At 67.1% G+C, this 15,071-nt stretch carries 14 protein-coding genes; 8 read left to right on the forward strand and 6 right to left on the reverse strand.

Annotated elements, in window-relative coordinates:
* The first annotated feature begins 566 nt into the window (after positions 1-566).
* Entirely contained in the window at positions 567-1,655 is a 1,089-nt protein-coding gene (locus PFX91_RS18560; RefSeq protein WP_285733581.1) for a DNRLRE domain-containing protein, read from the forward strand.
* A 371-nt stretch (positions 1,656-2,026) separates the two neighbouring features.
* On the opposite strand, the gene PFX91_RS18565 is transcribed toward PFX91_RS18560, so the two are convergent.
* Positions 2,027-2,692, reverse strand: a complete 666-nt coding sequence (locus PFX91_RS18565) for a dihydroxy-acid dehydratase domain-containing protein (RefSeq protein ID WP_352231701.1) — start codon at positions 2,690-2,692, stop codon at positions 2,027-2,029.
* A 16-nt stretch (positions 2,693-2,708) separates the two neighbouring features.
* Here PFX91_RS18565 and PFX91_RS23170 point away from each other — a divergent pair, with 16 nt between their 5' ends.
* From PFX91_RS23170 to PFX91_RS18585, 5 genes are all read left to right on the forward strand, one after another.
* A complete protein-coding gene (locus tag PFX91_RS23170; RefSeq protein ID WP_352231702.1) occupies positions 2,709-2,966 on the forward strand; it encodes a DUF7691 family protein in 258 nt (85 codons plus the stop codon).
* The gene (locus PFX91_RS23175) at positions 2,959-3,312 is read left to right on the forward strand and encodes a DUF7691 family protein (protein ID WP_502888336.1); all 354 of its coding nucleotides are present in this window, start codon (positions 2,959-2,961) and stop codon (positions 3,310-3,312) included. The genes PFX91_RS23170 and PFX91_RS23175 overlap by 8 nt, the downstream gene beginning before the upstream one ends.
* A gap of 657 nt (positions 3,313-3,969) precedes the next feature.
* Positions 3,970-4,854, forward strand: a complete 885-nt coding sequence (locus PFX91_RS18575; protein WP_285733583.1) for a P1 family peptidase — start codon at positions 3,970-3,972, stop codon at positions 4,852-4,854.
* 131 nt (positions 4,855-4,985) lie between these two features.
* Positions 4,986-5,369 (forward strand): VOC family protein, encoded by a 384-nt coding sequence (locus PFX91_RS18580; protein WP_285733585.1) that lies wholly within the window; start codon positions 4,986-4,988, stop codon positions 5,367-5,369.
* Between the two features lie 457 nt (positions 5,370-5,826).
* Positions 5,827-6,993, forward strand: coding sequence for a S1 family peptidase (locus tag PFX91_RS18585; RefSeq protein WP_285733587.1), 1,167 nt, complete (start codon positions 5,827-5,829; stop codon positions 6,991-6,993).
* Positions 6,994-7,119: 126 nt separating this feature from the next.
* Here the strand turns inward: PFX91_RS18585 and PFX91_RS18590 are convergent, their stop codons facing one another.
* The 5 genes from PFX91_RS18590 to PFX91_RS18610 form a co-directional block, all read right to left on the reverse strand.
* The gene (locus PFX91_RS18590; protein WP_285733588.1) at positions 7,120-7,950 is read right to left on the reverse strand and encodes a hypothetical protein; all 831 of its coding nucleotides are present in this window, start codon (positions 7,948-7,950) and stop codon (positions 7,120-7,122) included.
* Between the two features lie 118 nt (positions 7,951-8,068).
* Complete coding sequence (locus PFX91_RS18595) at positions 8,069-10,126, reverse strand: hypothetical protein (RefSeq protein WP_285733590.1); 2,058 nt, start codon at positions 10,124-10,126, stop codon at positions 8,069-8,071.
* Entirely contained in the window at positions 10,123-11,268 is a 1,146-nt protein-coding gene (locus PFX91_RS18600) for a 5'-methylthioadenosine/S-adenosylhomocysteine nucleosidase family protein (protein WP_285733592.1), read from the reverse strand. Before PFX91_RS18600 ends, PFX91_RS18595 begins: the two co-directional genes overlap by 4 nt.
* On the reverse strand, positions 11,265-11,996 hold the full coding sequence (locus PFX91_RS18605; RefSeq protein ID WP_285733594.1) for an NUDIX hydrolase: 732 nt from the start codon (positions 11,994-11,996) through the stop codon (positions 11,265-11,267). The genes PFX91_RS18600 and PFX91_RS18605 overlap by 4 nt, the downstream gene beginning before the upstream one ends.
* 606 nt (positions 11,997-12,602) lie before the next feature.
* A complete protein-coding gene (locus PFX91_RS18610; protein WP_285733596.1) occupies positions 12,603-12,758 on the reverse strand; it encodes a hypothetical protein in 156 nt (51 codons plus the stop codon).
* Positions 12,759-13,166: 408 nt separating this feature from the next.
* On the opposite strand from PFX91_RS18610, the gene PFX91_RS18615 reads away from it, so the two are divergent.
* Positions 13,167-14,381 carry an AAA family ATPase gene (locus PFX91_RS18615; RefSeq protein ID WP_285733598.1) on the forward strand — a complete coding sequence of 405 codons (1,215 nt, stop codon included), beginning with the start codon at positions 13,167-13,169 and terminating at the stop codon, positions 14,379-14,381.
* A 44-nt stretch (positions 14,382-14,425) separates the two neighbouring features.
* Positions 14,426-15,058: a hypothetical protein gene (locus PFX91_RS18620; RefSeq protein WP_285733600.1), complete on the forward strand. Its 633-nt coding sequence runs from the start codon at positions 14,426-14,428 to the stop codon at positions 15,056-15,058.
* The last annotated feature ends 13 nt before the right edge of the window (positions 15,059-15,071 follow it).

Raw genomic sequence — 15,071 nt, forward strand, 5'->3', positions numbered from 1 at the left:
CACACGCGGCCGATCTTCGTCCTCGTGCGCAGTCCGTCCGTGGTCCCCTCGACGTGGCGCCCGGTGGCCCGCCACCTCATCGCCTTCGCCACCACCGCCTGAGCCGCTCTCGGCGCCCGCTGTCCGGAAGCGGGCGCCGTGGCGCCGCACCGCCGCCCTCAGGGGTCGCCGTGCCAAGGAGCGTCCCGTCCGGTGGGGAAGTCCCTCCGCCACCCTTTTTCCGACGAAGAACAAGTGTTCTTCCTATGGCGCAGGCGCGACTGTGTGAAAAGTAGAATATTTTTCCTCGCGCGCAGGTCGTTATTTTCGGTCTTCCGAGAATTGGATTTTGGTGTCTGATGGATAAAGAGGGTCCGTGCGGGCGAGGATGGAGCCCCTGGTCATGGGGGCTTGGGGTGGTGCTCCTGTTCTTGATGGTGGTAATTGTCGTTTCGGTCTGTATTTATACTCTTGGGGTTTGTGGGATGCCGCGGGAATTTGGTAAATTCCTCGTCATCGGAGCGGGTCTTCGGATTCCGGTTCGGCCCTTTTTCGGTCATAGATGAAATAGACAGGTACTCCCCGTAATGCGTCGCCCCCTGGCCCGTGCGACGGCGGCTTGTGCAGCCTCCGCTCTGGCGCTGTCGCTGTGGGCGGTCGTCCCCGCCACGGCAGGCGAGGAGGCCCCCACCGCTACCGATGGCACCGCCGCTTCCGGCGAGCGCGGTATCGAGGTGGAGCGCGTCGGGGAGCAGGGCAAGAGCGCCGCTCCCGTCCTCGCACACGCGGGTCGAGGCAGGATCGAGACCGAAACCTCCCGCTGGACCTACGTGGACCGGGCCTTCCCCCACCAGGACTACGACGACGCCGAGATCGCCAGTGTGGGCACGGGGCGCCTGGAGTGGGACCGCGTCTACACCCGCCGCGCCCTGCTCCGGTTCCCCGTCGAACTCGACCCCGGCGCCGTCGTCGAATCGGCGGTACTGCGCGTGGAGGTGGCGTGGTCCTACGACTGCCACAGCCCCTCCCACGTCCAGCTGCACCGGATCGACCCTTTCGATGCCGAGGCCACCTGGAACGACCAGCCGACCGCGCACGCGTTGCTCGACACCCAGGCCGTCGAGGGCGGCCGGCCCACCTGCCCGGTGGACGGCGGCGTGGAGTTCGACGCGACCGAGGCCTATCGATGGGCCGTGCACAACGGGGAGTCCCACCTCCACCTGCGACTCAAGGAGCGCGGTGAGGCCGGCACCACGGCCTGGCGCCGCTTTCGTGTCGAGGGCGCTGCGCCGGTACTGGTGGTCGACCACCGCACACCGCCGACCGGAGCCGCCGCTCCCGAGCCGTCCGACCTTCGGAACACCGTCGACTCCGGGGAGGAGTTCCCCGGCCCGCTCCCATCCGGAGGGTCGGAAGGGTCCGCCCTCCCCGGGGACGGGATCGCCTCCGTCACCGAGACCGACACCGTTCTTACCCCCGGCCCCGTTCCGGCCCATCGTGCCCCGAACGAGAGCGCGCAGGCTCGTTCCGGGACACGCACATCGGCGGACCGTCCTGTCGCGCCGCAGGGCGGTCGACAACGGGACGGGGACGATCTGCGAAGAGCCCGAGGCCCCCCGGGACCGGCCAAGGTCGGGGATCGCACTCAGATCCACCGACCACAGGGAACCGGTTGACGGACGAGGGCGCCCCGCTCTCCCGGTGTGGGCCTCCGACAGGGCGGAGGAGCGCACCGGCGGCGGCCCGAGGGGATGCGGGTCGGTCGTTCCCGGAGCGTTGTACGGGTGAGGACTCCGGACGCGACCACAGGGGCCGCATCACCGCACAGTCACAGGGCATGGTGACCGACCGCGGTGGCAAGGCTCCGAGCCGCTGAGAGGAAGGCGTCCGTTCCCGCAACCGGACGGAGTTCGTACGGCAGAGCCTGGCAGGAGCTCTGCCCCGGACGCCACAGAGCGCCTGGATCCGCCTGTGTGCATGGGCACCACACAGGCGGACTCCAGGCCATCGCCGACAGATCGTGAAAAGTCGGCGCAGCCGGAACGGCTCAGCCCGTGACGGCCCCGGTGGAGGCGGAACGGACGAGTTTGACGTACTTGCCGAGAACCCCCTCGGGGAACGTGTGGGCGAGGGGCCGCCAACCGGCCCGGCGTGCGCGGAGTTCCTCGGCGTCGACGTGGAGGGTGATGGTGCGCGCGGAGATGTCCACCGTGACGCGGTCCTCCTCACGGACGAACGCGATGGGTCCGCCCTCGGCGGCCTCCGGGGCGATATGGCCCACGCACAGGCCCGTGGTCCCGCCCGAGAAGCGCCCGTCGGTCAGGAGCATGACGTCGCGGCCCAGCCCCGCGCCCTCCGGCGCGAGCGACCCGTGGAGAACGGTGATACCGCCCGTGGGGTGGAGGGGGTCGTCGAAGCGACGAAGGACGGTCCCGTCGATCGGTTCCGGCGCGAGGCCGTGGAGGTTCTCCGCGACGGTTCCGCCGGTGACGGTGAGGGCGTCACCGTGCAGGAGTCCCTCGCCCAGGAGCGCGTTCATCAGGACGGGGACGCCACCGACACGGTCGACGTCGTTCATGACGTACCTGCCGAACGGCTTGAGGTCGCCGACGTGGGGGACACGGTCGCCTGGGCACCCTTGGGGTCTTCCGGCCACATCTCCGGGCTCGACGGCCCTCCCGAGAACATCCGGCCCCGAAATGTCGGCGGCCACCGATAGTTTTTCGAATATGAGCTACGGACTGATGACATATGTGGTCGACCTCGACGTTCTGAACGGTTCTGTCGGTTCGAAGGACGCCAAGATGCGCCGGATGATCGGCGGTCGGTTCAAACAGCACCTGGCTCACTTCGACGACCAGTCCTCTCCCCTCACCGAGGACGAACACCTTCCCATCTACGAGGCGATCCGCGCGGTCATCGGACGGTGGCCCCTTCGACGAGAAGCACAGCGTCACGTACAACTACGCCTTCAAGTGGATCTGTGAGTTCCACGGCCGTTTTCTGGACAACTCCAACTTCTCCCCGATGAAGGCCGGGTGGCTGGAGACGGTCGGCGAGGGACTGGCGGAACTGGGCGTGACCGCGGTCAGGGTCGAGGACCTCGGTATGGGGAGCGCTCCCTCCCCGATTCCGATCTCGTCCGAGGGTTTTCCCTGCTACGGGGAGTGGAGCCTCGCGGAGTGCGAGAAGGCCCTGGCACAGTGGGAGGAAGTCACCGAGGAACGCAAGGCCGCCATCGACCCCTATGTCCTGCAAGCCGCGGAGTCGTGCATGGGCTGGTGCGGGACCGCTGTCGCGGCCGGTCGTGGTGTCGCGGGCTTCTTCTACTGACCGGTCGATCTTCTTGGGGTCGACGACCGGGAGAACCTGGAAGGTCCTTGGGCGAGGAGACCGTTTTCCGCCAGGCCCCGATCCGCGTTCGCAGGGTCCGAAGCCGTGAGTACGGTGGTGGGTCGTGAAAATCCCCCTTTGACGCGGATCTCCTTAATAGGGCGTACCCGGGCGTTCCCTGCCGGGCGTTCGCCTTTGCGCAGATCAGTCCATGATCACTGTCGCCCTCACGCCGATCCTCGGTGCCGTGGGGCCGGGTCGCACCCGGATGTGTTCCTCACCGATGCGGCTTCGGGAACGTCGATCGTTTCGGGGGAGCGGGCCCCGACATGCCGTCCACGGCGCCGAGGGAGAAGGAAGGGGTGGGTTCGGACTGCGTTAGGGTCGAGGCTTCCGGTACGAATGGACGGCCTCTTCTTCGGGGAGGGACCGCGGCGGGCGAGGACGTCGACACCACCCCACGGAACCAGCGTGCCGGCGCGTTCACCGGTGCCGAGGTCAGGACGCACGGACGGTGGTCGTCCGGTGCGGGGGTCCTCACCGCTCCCGTGGAAGGTTCGGAGACTCCTCCTGGCCGGCGTGCCACCGGGCGGGGACTCGACGAGGAGTCCACTGTCGGCGGGAAAGCATCGACGGGTAGAGACCGAGGGGGTCGACATGGCGACCGTGACCGATGTGGTCGGTGTCCGGGGCGTCGGCGTGGGGCACTGGACCGACCCCGTGGCGCGGACCGGCTGCACCGTGGTCCTCCTTCCGGACGGCACGGTGGCCTCGGCGGAGGTCCGTGGTGGCGCCCCCGCCACACGGGAGCTCGCCGCCCTGGCCCCCGACAAGGCCGTCCTGAACATCGACGCGGTGGTCCTCACCGGCGGATCGGCGTTCGGGCTAGCCAGCGCGGACGGCGCCATGCGATTCCTTGAGGAGAGCGGGCGAGGAGTGCCCACACCGGGCGGTCGTGTGCCGGTGGTCCCGACCCTGGCCCTGTTCGACCTGGCGGTGGGTGATTCCCGTGTACGTCCCACCGCGGACGACGGCTATCGGGCGGCCACCGCCGCGGCCCGCGCATCGGGAAGCCCGGTGTCGGGTCGGCTCGGAGCGGGGACCGGAGCCCACGCCTCGCACTGGCGCGGCCCCGAGCACCGCCGCCCCGGCGGGTTGCGCTACGCCGAGTCGCACCTGGACGACCTGGTCGTCGGGGCGCTCTGCGCGGTGAACGCCTACGGGGACGTCGACAACGGAGACGGCGCACCGAAGCTGGACGCGGTGGCCGCCCTGGACGAGCCGTTCGCCTTCGAGCACTCCCGGGTCCACACCACGATCGGTGTGGTGGTGACCAACGCCAAGCTGAACAAGGTCGAGTGCCACATCGTGGCGCAGGGCGCCCATGACGGCCTCGCCAGAGCGTTGACCCCGCCTCACACGCGTTTCGACGGTGACGCCTTCGTCGCCGCCTCCACGGGCGAGATCGACGCCCACGTCGACACCGTCCGATTGATGGCCCTGGACGCGGTGTCCACCGCCATCCGGTCCGCCGCTCAGTGAAAGACCCCCGTCCTTTCGCGATGACGTCGCCCATGGGCCGGTCGTCCGGGGGTGTTTCCGGCCCCGGAAACGATGGCGTCTCAGGAACAGACCCGTTGCTTTCGGCGCGAAGGACGAGAAGGCTTACGCGCATGGTCTCGGTGGTGCAGAACGTGGCGATCGACTGTGCGGATGCCTACGAACTGGCTCGGTTCTGGAGCGGTGTGACCGGCCGTCCGCCGCATCCGGAGAGCAGACCGGGGGACGGGGAGACTCAGGTGCCGTTGGCCGAGGGGCTGATGCCGTACTTCAACCAGGTGCCGGAGGCCAAGACGGTCAAGAACCGGATCCACCTGTGTCTGCGTCCCCAGATCTCGCGGGACCAGGAGGTGGAGCGGTTGCTGGGTCTGGGAGCCACCTTCGTCGCCGACCACCGTGACCCCGATGGCTCGGGCTGGGCGGTCCTCGCCGATCCCGAAGGCAACGAGTTCTGTGTGCTGCGCGGTGAGTCCGAATGGACGGCCATGGACTCCTGACGCTCACGCGCCGGTCCCGGCCGGTGAGCGTTCCCCGTGCGTTCCCGTCCCAGACCCGAACGGTGGTCCCGCTTGTCCCTTGGCGGCGGCGTCGGTGTCGGAGCGTGTTCGGGCCGGTGCAGAGGACCCGCACGGCTTCGGTCCGGGGCGAATCGTGGCCGATCGCTTCGGCCACTCTTCTCCGTCGTGTTTCTTGTGGTGTGGGGGAGAACTCGTGTATGGCGATGCGAAGGTCATCGCCATGATTTTTGCATCTATAACACCATGAGAAACAACAGAATCCGTTTTATAAGGGGTCTTTCCATTGCCCGTGTGGGCACCTATGGTGGGGGACCGTTTACCGGATGTATCGGTGAACTTCGTGAATCGGATCAACTCCGATGTGTAAAAAGGGCTTTCCGTTCCTACAGGAACTGAGGCCCGACCCGCCAATCCCCCTTTGGAGAATCAGGGACCTATGCGACCCTCCCCCGTTATCTCCGCCGTAGGCACAGGAGCACTGGCCTTCGGCTTGGCACTGTCCATGGCCCCCGGAGCCCTTGCGGCGCCCGGACCGGTACCCCAGAACCCCGTCGCCGACGACACCGTCGCCGCCGCCGGCATGGTGGACGCGCTCAAGCGCGACCTCGACCTCACTCAGGCCGAAGCCGAAGCACTCTTGGAAGCCCAGGAAGACGCCCTGGACACCGACGCCGAGGCCACGGAGGCCGCCGGTGCGGCCTACGCCGGCTCGCTGTTCGACACCGACACCCACGAGCTCACCGTCCTGGTGACCGACACCGCGGCCGTTGAGGCCGTGGAGGCCACCGGCGCCGAGGCCACCGTGGTCTCCTACGGCACCGAGGGCCTGGCCGAGGTGGTGGAGGACCTCAACGAGGCCTCCGTCCAGGAGGGCGTGCTGGGCTGGTACCCGGACGTGGAGAGCGACACGGTCGTGATCGAGGTGCTGGAGGGCTCCGGCGCCGACATCGACGGTCTGATCGCCGAGGTCGGGGTGGAGGCCTCCGCGGTCCAGGTCGTGGAGACCGACCAGGCCCCCCAGGTCTACGCCGACATCATCGGCGGTATGCCCTTCTACTCGGGCAGTAGCCGCTGCACGATCGGGTTCGCCGCGACCGACGGCCTCGGCCGGCGCGGCTTCGTGACCGCGGGCCATTGCGGCCGGGCCGGCACCCAGGTCACCGTGCCTCCCGACGGGGTGGGGGTCTTCCAGCACTCGGTCTTCCCCGGTAACGACGCCGCCTTCGTCCGCGAGGTCTCCAACTTCACCTTGCGCAACCTGGTGTCGCGCTACAGCTCCGGTGCTCACCAGCTCGTGACCGGCACCACCCAGGCGCCCCTCGGTTCGGCGGTGTGCCGTTCCGGGATCACCACCGGCTGGCGCTGCGGCACCATCCAGGCCCGCAACCAGACGATCCGCTACCCGCAGGGCACCGTCAACGGCCTCACCCGCACCAACGTGTGCGCCGAGCCCGGCGACTCCGGTGGTCCCTTCGTCTCCGGTACGCAGGCCCAGGGCCTCACCTCCGGCGGCTCGGGCAACTGCCGCACCGGCGGCATGACCTACTACCAGGAGGTCCTGCCGATGGTGAACTCCTGGGGCCTGAACATCTACACCGGCTGACAGGTTCCCTCCACGGTGTCCCCGTCCACGGAAAGGGCGGGGACACCCCGTCTCGCGCTGGAGGAGAGAAGCCATGGAGAGCGGGTGTGAGGGACCCGCGGGTCTCCGTGTCATCGGAACCGAGACCTAGGAGAGCTCCTCGTACAGGTCGGCGACGGCTTCGGCGGAGGCCCTGAGGTTCTCCAGCGACGCGAGCGACTGCTCCTGGGAGGAGTCGGAGGGAAGGTCTTCCAGCTCCGCCAGGAGTTCGTTCATCCTGCGGGTGGCGTCGGCGTCGGCGACACGTTCACGGGCCCTGCGGATCGCCTCGGCGTAGGAGGAGATCACCTCGACCCGCCTCGTGGCCCGGCTCCGTAGGGAACCGAGAGCCCGTTGGACCCGGGAGCGGGCCGCGGGGTCGGCCTTTCCGGAGGAGTCGATGTCCTCAAGGCGTCGGATGCCGTCGCCGACCTTGAACAGGTCGTTGGCGATCTGCCATTGGACCGTGGGCAGGACGGCGTGGTTGTGAGCGTGGTCGATCAGACCGGAGTAGGGAGCCGGCAGACGGCTATCGAGGATGGTGTCGACGTCGGTGGCCGGCCGGTCGGCGACCTCACGCTCCTTCGGAGTCAGCGTGTCAAGGCAGATGTAGTCGTCGGGACAGGCATAGGCGAATCGGCGCTCGGGGTGGTCGAGCGGCCCGGGAAGGGCTTCACCGCGTCTCCGGTGCTCGAACGCGGTGGGAGCCGTCACGAAGAGGACGAGGACGGAGAGCATGCCGAGCCAGACCAGACCGGCGACCACGGAGACCACGAGAACCGTCGACATGATCAGGGAAGCCCAGGCGAAACCACGAGCCGTGGCCATGTGCTCGTCGTGGTCTGCGTGAGCGCGGTCCAGGGGATTCCCGGTGATGCCCAGGGACCGCTCGACCTGGTCGAGGGCGAGCCCGGGACGGACGATGATGCGGGAGGTCATGGTTCTTCCGGGGGGTTGTGTCGGGGGTGTTCGGTGCCGGACCCCCGGTGGCCGGGTGCGATCGGGGGTCCGGAAGTCGGTCCCCGCGGTACGGCACAGGGCGGACGGCGCCGTTGCGTCATCCAGGGAGCGGTTGGGTCGACCGCTCGCGCACGGTCACGCTACCCCGTGCCGCCGTCGTGGTGCCCGCGTGCGAAGGTTCGTCGGTCACGGGCCGGTCGGAGGAGAACGCGGGCTTCGGGTCCACACCGCGTTCGAACCACGATTTGCCCTCAGCGGCGATGCCTTCGAGGATGCGAAGCGTGTGGGAGAACCCGGCGGCGTCCAGGTTGATCTCCGAACTCTCGCTCTGCGGCGACTCCTCCACGGTGTCGAGCGTGGGCACGTCGGACACCGGGATCTCCTGGGTCGGCCCGTTGGTCAGAGTGATGTTCAACGTGTAGCGGCGTGCGCTCTCGATCTCCACCTGGACGGAGGAGAGCGCGTCGAAGCGGTAGTTGTTCCGCTCGCTGCGCCGCCAACACCCCCGCTCGAAGTCGAGGTCGGCGGCGGCCTCACGTACCCCTTCGTCGGTGACCAGGAAGAGCCTGATCTCATACCTCGAATAGCGCCAAGGGCCCCGGCGCACATGGGCGGACTTGCAGGGCCGGTTCGGGGTCGGCAGGAAGGCGTGGGCGATCACCTCGTGCCAGGCCAGGCCGTAGTGCTTCAACACCTCGTCGAGGATCAGCGTCTTGTCCGCGTCCAGCCAACCCTCCATCTCCTCCTCAGAGGGGCGTAGTGCCTCCAGTTTGTTCTTCCACCGCTCGTGCTCGGCTCGACGGGCGCCGATGATCTCCCGCCGCTCCTGCGACTGCTCACGGAAGCGTCGACGTTCGCTGTGGATCTTCAACCACAGGGGGACCGTGAACCTGGCGGTGACCGAGGCGAGGAGGACGCAGCCCACCGTGGCCACCGGGGCCTGCTGGAACGCCGAGGTCAGGGCCGACGCGGTCGCCACCACCAGAAGCAGGAACAGGGTCGTGCACCGGAGTTTGGCCGCCGTGCTCACCTTGTGGACATCGCGCGGTTCCAGCGGCATCCCCTCGTTCCAGCGCGACCGCACGTCACGGACCATGAACCGGATCAGCCAGCGCACCTGGTCGGCCCTGACACCGGTCTCCCGGTAGGTGCGAGTGACCTCGTCGCGCAGGTATCGGCGCACGCCCTTGGTGCCGTCCAGCCACGCGGCCCTGTCCGCGGGGTCGGGGGCGTAGGTGAAGAAGTAGTGGTCGAACGCCTCGTCCACCCGGTCGGCGAACCCGCCCTTGGGCGGTGACGAGGTGGAGCGCAGGTAGCCGTACGCGCGTTCCAAGGCGGCTCTGCGCCGGTGCTTGTGGTGCCATGAGCACAGGTCCCACGCCGCGGCCGGCCCCAGGGTCAGCATCGCCAGGCAGGAGGTCAAGGACAGGAAGTCGCCGTGGGTCAGAGCGGCCTTCATGATGAGCGCTATGGGTGTCAGGGTCGCCATGGCCAGAAGGAGCCCGCTGAAGACGTCCCATCCGGTGAAGGACGCGGACTCGGGGTGTCTGGCTCTGGCCGGTGCCGGTTCGGGCTCGAAGTAGGACCAGACACGCTCGCGCCGGTCACGGGAAAAGCGTTTTTCCTGGGCGTTGCCTCGGACCTGGTTCCACAGACCCTGCTTCATGCCGCCGGTGAGGACCAGGCCGAGATGGCGCAGGATCAGAGTGCGCTGAACAGAGGGAAGGGCGCGCAGCCGGGTGATCGCGGTGTCGGAGTTCCCGCCGGAGCCGTCCACACAGGAGAGCAGGGCGAAGACCACGCTCAGGCCCTGCCCGTGCTCATCATGGCCCATCGACTCCGTCCGCGACTCCAGCTCTTTCAGGACGGCGCGGTCCCTTGTGCCCAGGTCTCGATAGGAGCGCTTGCTGAGGATGGCCAGGGCTCGGTGGAAATGCAACTCCGGGCCGTCCAGTCCTCGGGCATAGGCGCGTTCGAGATGCTCGCGTGCCTTACCCGGGACGCCGGACTCCAGGTAACGAACGCCCACCTCGTAGATGTTCTCGGGCGGGTCGTCGGGGCCCACCACATAGACGTGGGAGTCGTGCATCTGCCCGACCTGCACTCCGACGAAGGAATGAGGGCCGGCCGTGTTGATGGTCTCGGGACCGCTCACGAGACCCCCTTGACCGCGGTGATCAGTGACGCGACCTTGGCGGCCAGCGACGTCAGGTCGCCGAGGAGCCCCATGAGTCGCTTCAGGGCCAGCAGGGAGGTCTTCCTGCTCTGGGGCGTGGCCTCCTCGACCCCCTTGCTCGCGATGTCGATCTCTTGGGAGGCGGCCTCGTGGGTCTCCGTGTCGATCCGCCCCGCGGAACGCTCTCGTGCCAGCTCCTCCCGCAGGGCCGAAATCCGGGCCGAGAGTTCCATGGGCTCGGGTCCGGGGGAGGCGAGCGACACATGGAACGTGCCGCCGCTGACGTGACCGGCCTGGACACCGACGCTGCCGTAGGCGGTGTTGGTGACGTCGCCGGAGTCGCGGGGGGTGTTGTTCTCGCGCATGGTGGGAGGCTCCTCTTCGACGAGTTCGGTGGCCAGTGCGAGGGCGAAGGCGGCGGCGTTCGCGGCGGCGAGCGGTTGCCACCTGCGGTCCGCCTCGGTGGCCTTGGTTCCGTCGGCCCGGTCGCTGATACCGCGCACGATCGCCACCGGGGAGCCGCTCAGGTGCCCGGCCTGGGCGACGCCGGCGCCCTCCATCTCGATGGCCAGCGCATCGTTGTAGGTCTGCCGGATCCATTCCGCCTCTCGGGAGATGCGCGAGTTCTGCACGACCTCACCGGCGGCGATGGCCCCCATATGGGCCTGAGGAAGGGGGTGGTCCGATGGGCGGTGGCGGGCCCACTGGCCGACCCTGGCCAGGTGGGCGGCGGTCTGGCCGATCTCGTGCGCCGTTTCCCAGACCCGGGGCCGGGCCTTGAGACCGTCGTCCTCGCTGGTTCCGCCGTGGTAGGCGTACACATGGGTGGCCACCACCACGTCGCCCAACGGCGGTGTGTCCCACAGGGCTCCGGCCACACCCACGAAGAGCAGTGCGGCGGGGGAGAACTCCTGGATGGCCCGCTCGGCCAACACCGCGGACGGCTGGTTGCCCTTGCCCGTGAGCCCGAGGACCACACGCCCTCGACCGCCGGGCAGAGCGCCGATCTCGAACAAGGTACCTCGCGGGTGTCGGTGTGGTCGTGGAGAGTGGAGTCGCTCGCGCACGGCCTGGTATTCCAGGTTCAGGGCGGTCAGGACCACCACGAGATCGTTGCTCATCGCGCTTCCTCGTTCCGGGTCGGGGGCAGGGGCCGCAGGATCGGTGGGCGTAGTTCCTGCTGGGGACCGGCTCGGAAGAGGCGGGCGGGGCGGCCCCCGGTGGTGCGACGGTCCGTGTTGAGCGGGATGAGGAAACCGGGCACCGACTGGACCTTGCGGTAGAAGTTGCGCGGGTCGAGGTCGAAGCCCCAGACCGCTTCGTAGACCCGTTGGAGTTCGGCGATGGTGAAGGTCGGGGCACAGAAGGCCGTGGCCAGCGCGGTGTGCTCGATCTTGGTGCGGGCGCGCTCCAGCCCGTCGTCGAGGATCTTTCGGTGGTCGAAGGCGAGGGTTCGACCACCGGTGATGACCTCCTCGACGGGGAGCCAGGAGGCGGCGGAGGCGTCGGTACCGGCTTCGGGTTCGGGCAGGCCGGGGGCGATGGCGAGGTAGGCGACGGAGACGATGCGCCCCCGTGGGTCGCGGCCTGGGCGGCCGTAGGCGCCCAGTTGCTCCAGGTGGAGTTCTGTGGCGTCGAGGCCGGCCTCTTCCCGGAGTTCTCTGCGAGCGGCGTCGAAGATGTCCTCGCCGGCGTCCGCGATGAATCCGCCGGGAAGGGCGAGTTCGCCCTTGTAGGGCTCGATGCCCCTCTCGATGAGAAGGACGTGCAGGGCCGAGGCGCGCAGGGTGAGGATCACCAGGTCGACGGTGAGCAGTACGGGGGGTGGTCGCCAGGTTTCGTTCGGCATGGGCCCGAGCGTAGCTTCTTGTCAGATCGACAGGAAGGGTTTTCGGGAAATTGGTGCAGGTGAACGCTGGGGTTTATGAGGTGTAGAAAGTGGCCTTGTGGGGCTGGTGAGCCAGAGGTCGGCACGGGGGCGAACACCACGGAGGGGGATGGTCGGGAGCGGAGGGGCTGTGACCAGGCACAGTTGGAAGAAGGTGGTGACCGGGCACAGCGGTGTCTGTTATCGGGGCGGCTGGAAAATTTGCCGGTATGCGTTGTGGCATCACGATTGAGAGTGCCCTGGCGTCCCTGGCGGTCGACGCGCCGGTTAAGCGTCGACCTGGTACTCCTAGGATCGTCGCGCGGGCCCCACGATGTGGCTGATGCGCGACTGTTCGTTCAGGTGGACCTGGACGTTTCCGTTGCCCACTTCTCCTGCCGGGCGCGCAGCTACGGCTTCGTTGGTGTGCCCGCTTCTCTCCCCACTTCTCCGTTGATCCGTTGTACCGCACGCACCGGTCCTCTCCACCCATTTGTCGACCTGGCCTGCCCGACCTGTGGACGCTCCTTTTGTCGCGACCGCAGCGTTCAACACCTTCCGTGTCTGGGAGGGCACTGTTCCGAGTCCTCACGCGAACATGCCCAGACCGTGCGGGTCCAGGCTCTCCGCCGCCGCCTGCTCGCCTACTTCGGCGAGACCACCCAGTCCTTCTGGATCGCGACGGCCTCCCGTCTGGTCGAAGCCCACGATGTCGATGCCCTCTTGCTGAGGATGTGGCCGCACATCGACCCGCTCGTCCCTGGTCGTACGCCTGACACGAGGTGTTCTCAGGATGGCATCTCTCAGCGCGGTCCTAAGGGATAAAGTCGCTGATGAGCTGGCTTTCTCCCCACGCACGTGGGGATGGTCCGCGTTGGAGTACATGTCCCAGAGCCTGGGCAGGTTTCTCCCCGCGCACGTGGGGATGGTCCTTTGCGACTAGGCGCGTAGTCCGACTGCCTTGTGCTCCCCGCGCACGCGGGGATGGGTGCTACTAAGGTGCTTAGGGGAAGTGTTCGGAGGGCTGCTCTCCGAGCATGCCGATGCTCCAACTGCGGTGGCAATTGCTTCTCCGAGCACATGGGGCGGAGCCCGCCCATCACATCTCTTTCTCTGGGCCGGTTGGAACGACGACAACGAACGCTGGGAGCTATGCACAAGCGCTTGCTGGAAATCGAAGTTCAGAACTTCCGCAGTCTGCGCCAAGTCAGTGTCCCGCTTGGCCCGCTCAACGTGTTGGTCGGGCCCAACGGGGCAGGCAAGAGCAACGTGCTGGACGTCTTCAGGTTCCTGGCCGACATCATCCAAACCGACATCGAGCCCGCGCTCGCAGCGCGTGGTGGGTTCGAGAGCACGGCGTTTCGTGGCGGGAATAGGACTCCCTCCAACATTCGCGTTCGGCTCAAAGCGACATGGACGAAACACAGCAGCCCCAACGCACCCGACGAGTATGCGCTTCAGATCACGAGACGTCGCAGGGAGGGCAGGGAAACCCTCTCTCGGCAGGAGAGTTTCCAGTTCAAGAGAACCAAAGGCCGCGGACGGCGTATCACCATCCAGGGTGAGAAGGCCCAGGTCGTGGACACGCGTAAAAGCGAGGACGAAGACCCGATCACCCACTCAATCGGCCTGCAACGCTTCAGTAGCGGTTTGTCGACCCTTCCTCGTCTGAGTGATGATGCCGGGGGCACTGAGGTGGTGGCCTTGGCTGAAGGACTTGCGGAGTTTCGTGTTTTCGACGTGGATGTGGCTTCGGCTCGATTTCCCTCGCGTTTCCCCTCACACGCACTCCCAGGAACTGCCCTTTTCGAGGACGCTTCGAACCTCGCGCTTTTTCTGTTCATGCTCAAGAGAAACGATTTGGAGGCATGGAAGCGTCTGGTGAACGATGCCAGGGAAGTGCTTCCACAACTCCAAAGCATCGATTTCGAGTTTCCTTCTGGAGCGGCACGCGAGGTCATCGTGGTTCTCCATGAAAGTGGCCTCCGTGTGCCCACCGAACTGGCGGACGCCTCCTACGGAACCATCCGGCTCCTCGATCTCCTCGCACTTTTGTACGATCCACGTCCACCAGCCCTGACCTGCATTGAAGAGATCGACCATGGGCTCCATCCTCAAGCCCTGGAACTCCTCGTGGAACGGATACGTGAGGCGAGTGAACGTACCCAGTTCCTCATAGCGACCCATTCGCCGGCTTTGGCTGACAGACTCAGGCCGGACGAGCTCCTCGTCTGTGAGCGGGACAGTGATGGAGCGTCCCGGATCCCGGCTGTCACACGGGGGCAACTGGAGGCTGTCGTGGAACGAAGCGAAGGTCTTCCCCTGGGTGAACTGTGGTTTTCGGGAGTGCTGGGCGGTGGTCTGTGAGTGGCCGTCACCCCAAGCGAGGTAAGGGCCGAGCCCACTCCGTCGTGGTCATTGCCGGGGAGGACCGCAACGACCGTGAAAGCCTGAAGATCCTTCTGGAGGAGAAAAGGCCCGGCCTACGCGGAAGCATCGTGCAGATTCGAGACACGGTCCGACTGCACAGGGCCACGGGAACGAACCTCACCAAAAGGGTCCGTTCGATTATCAACAAAGCAGAGGGTGTCGCCGAGAAACACGGCCCTGGAACCCGAGTCGCCTGCCTCTACGTACATGAGGACTTCGATGCGGTCGACGGTCCGGCCCACGTGGAAGCCCATCGGCGTGTGGAGCAGGAAATCCATAGGCAACTGGGCCATGGACACTATGTTCTGGCGGTTGCCGAGATGGAGGCGTGGATGCTCCTCTTCCCTGAAGCGTTGCCCGCGGTGATGCAGGCGTGGAAACTTCCCGCCAAGCGCCTGGGCAAAGACACCGGCCGGTTTCCCGATCCCAAAGGGATCCTCATGCGTGAGGTTTCCAAAGCCGCAGGGCGCCGCTATTCCAAGTCCGACGCACCCGCTGTATTCCGGGCCATTGTCGAGGGCGGACACTTGGAAAAACCACGTGGGATGAACAGTCCCTGGAAGCGCTTCTGGCAGGATGTCGAGAAGTGCGGACAAGAACACTTCCGCAGGTAATGGCCTTAGTGCT

Origin of the sequence: Nocardiopsis sp. ATB16-24 (assembly GCF_030271535.1) — a bacterium.
Taxonomy (GTDB): domain Bacteria; phylum Actinomycetota; class Actinomycetes; order Streptosporangiales; family Streptosporangiaceae; genus Nocardiopsis.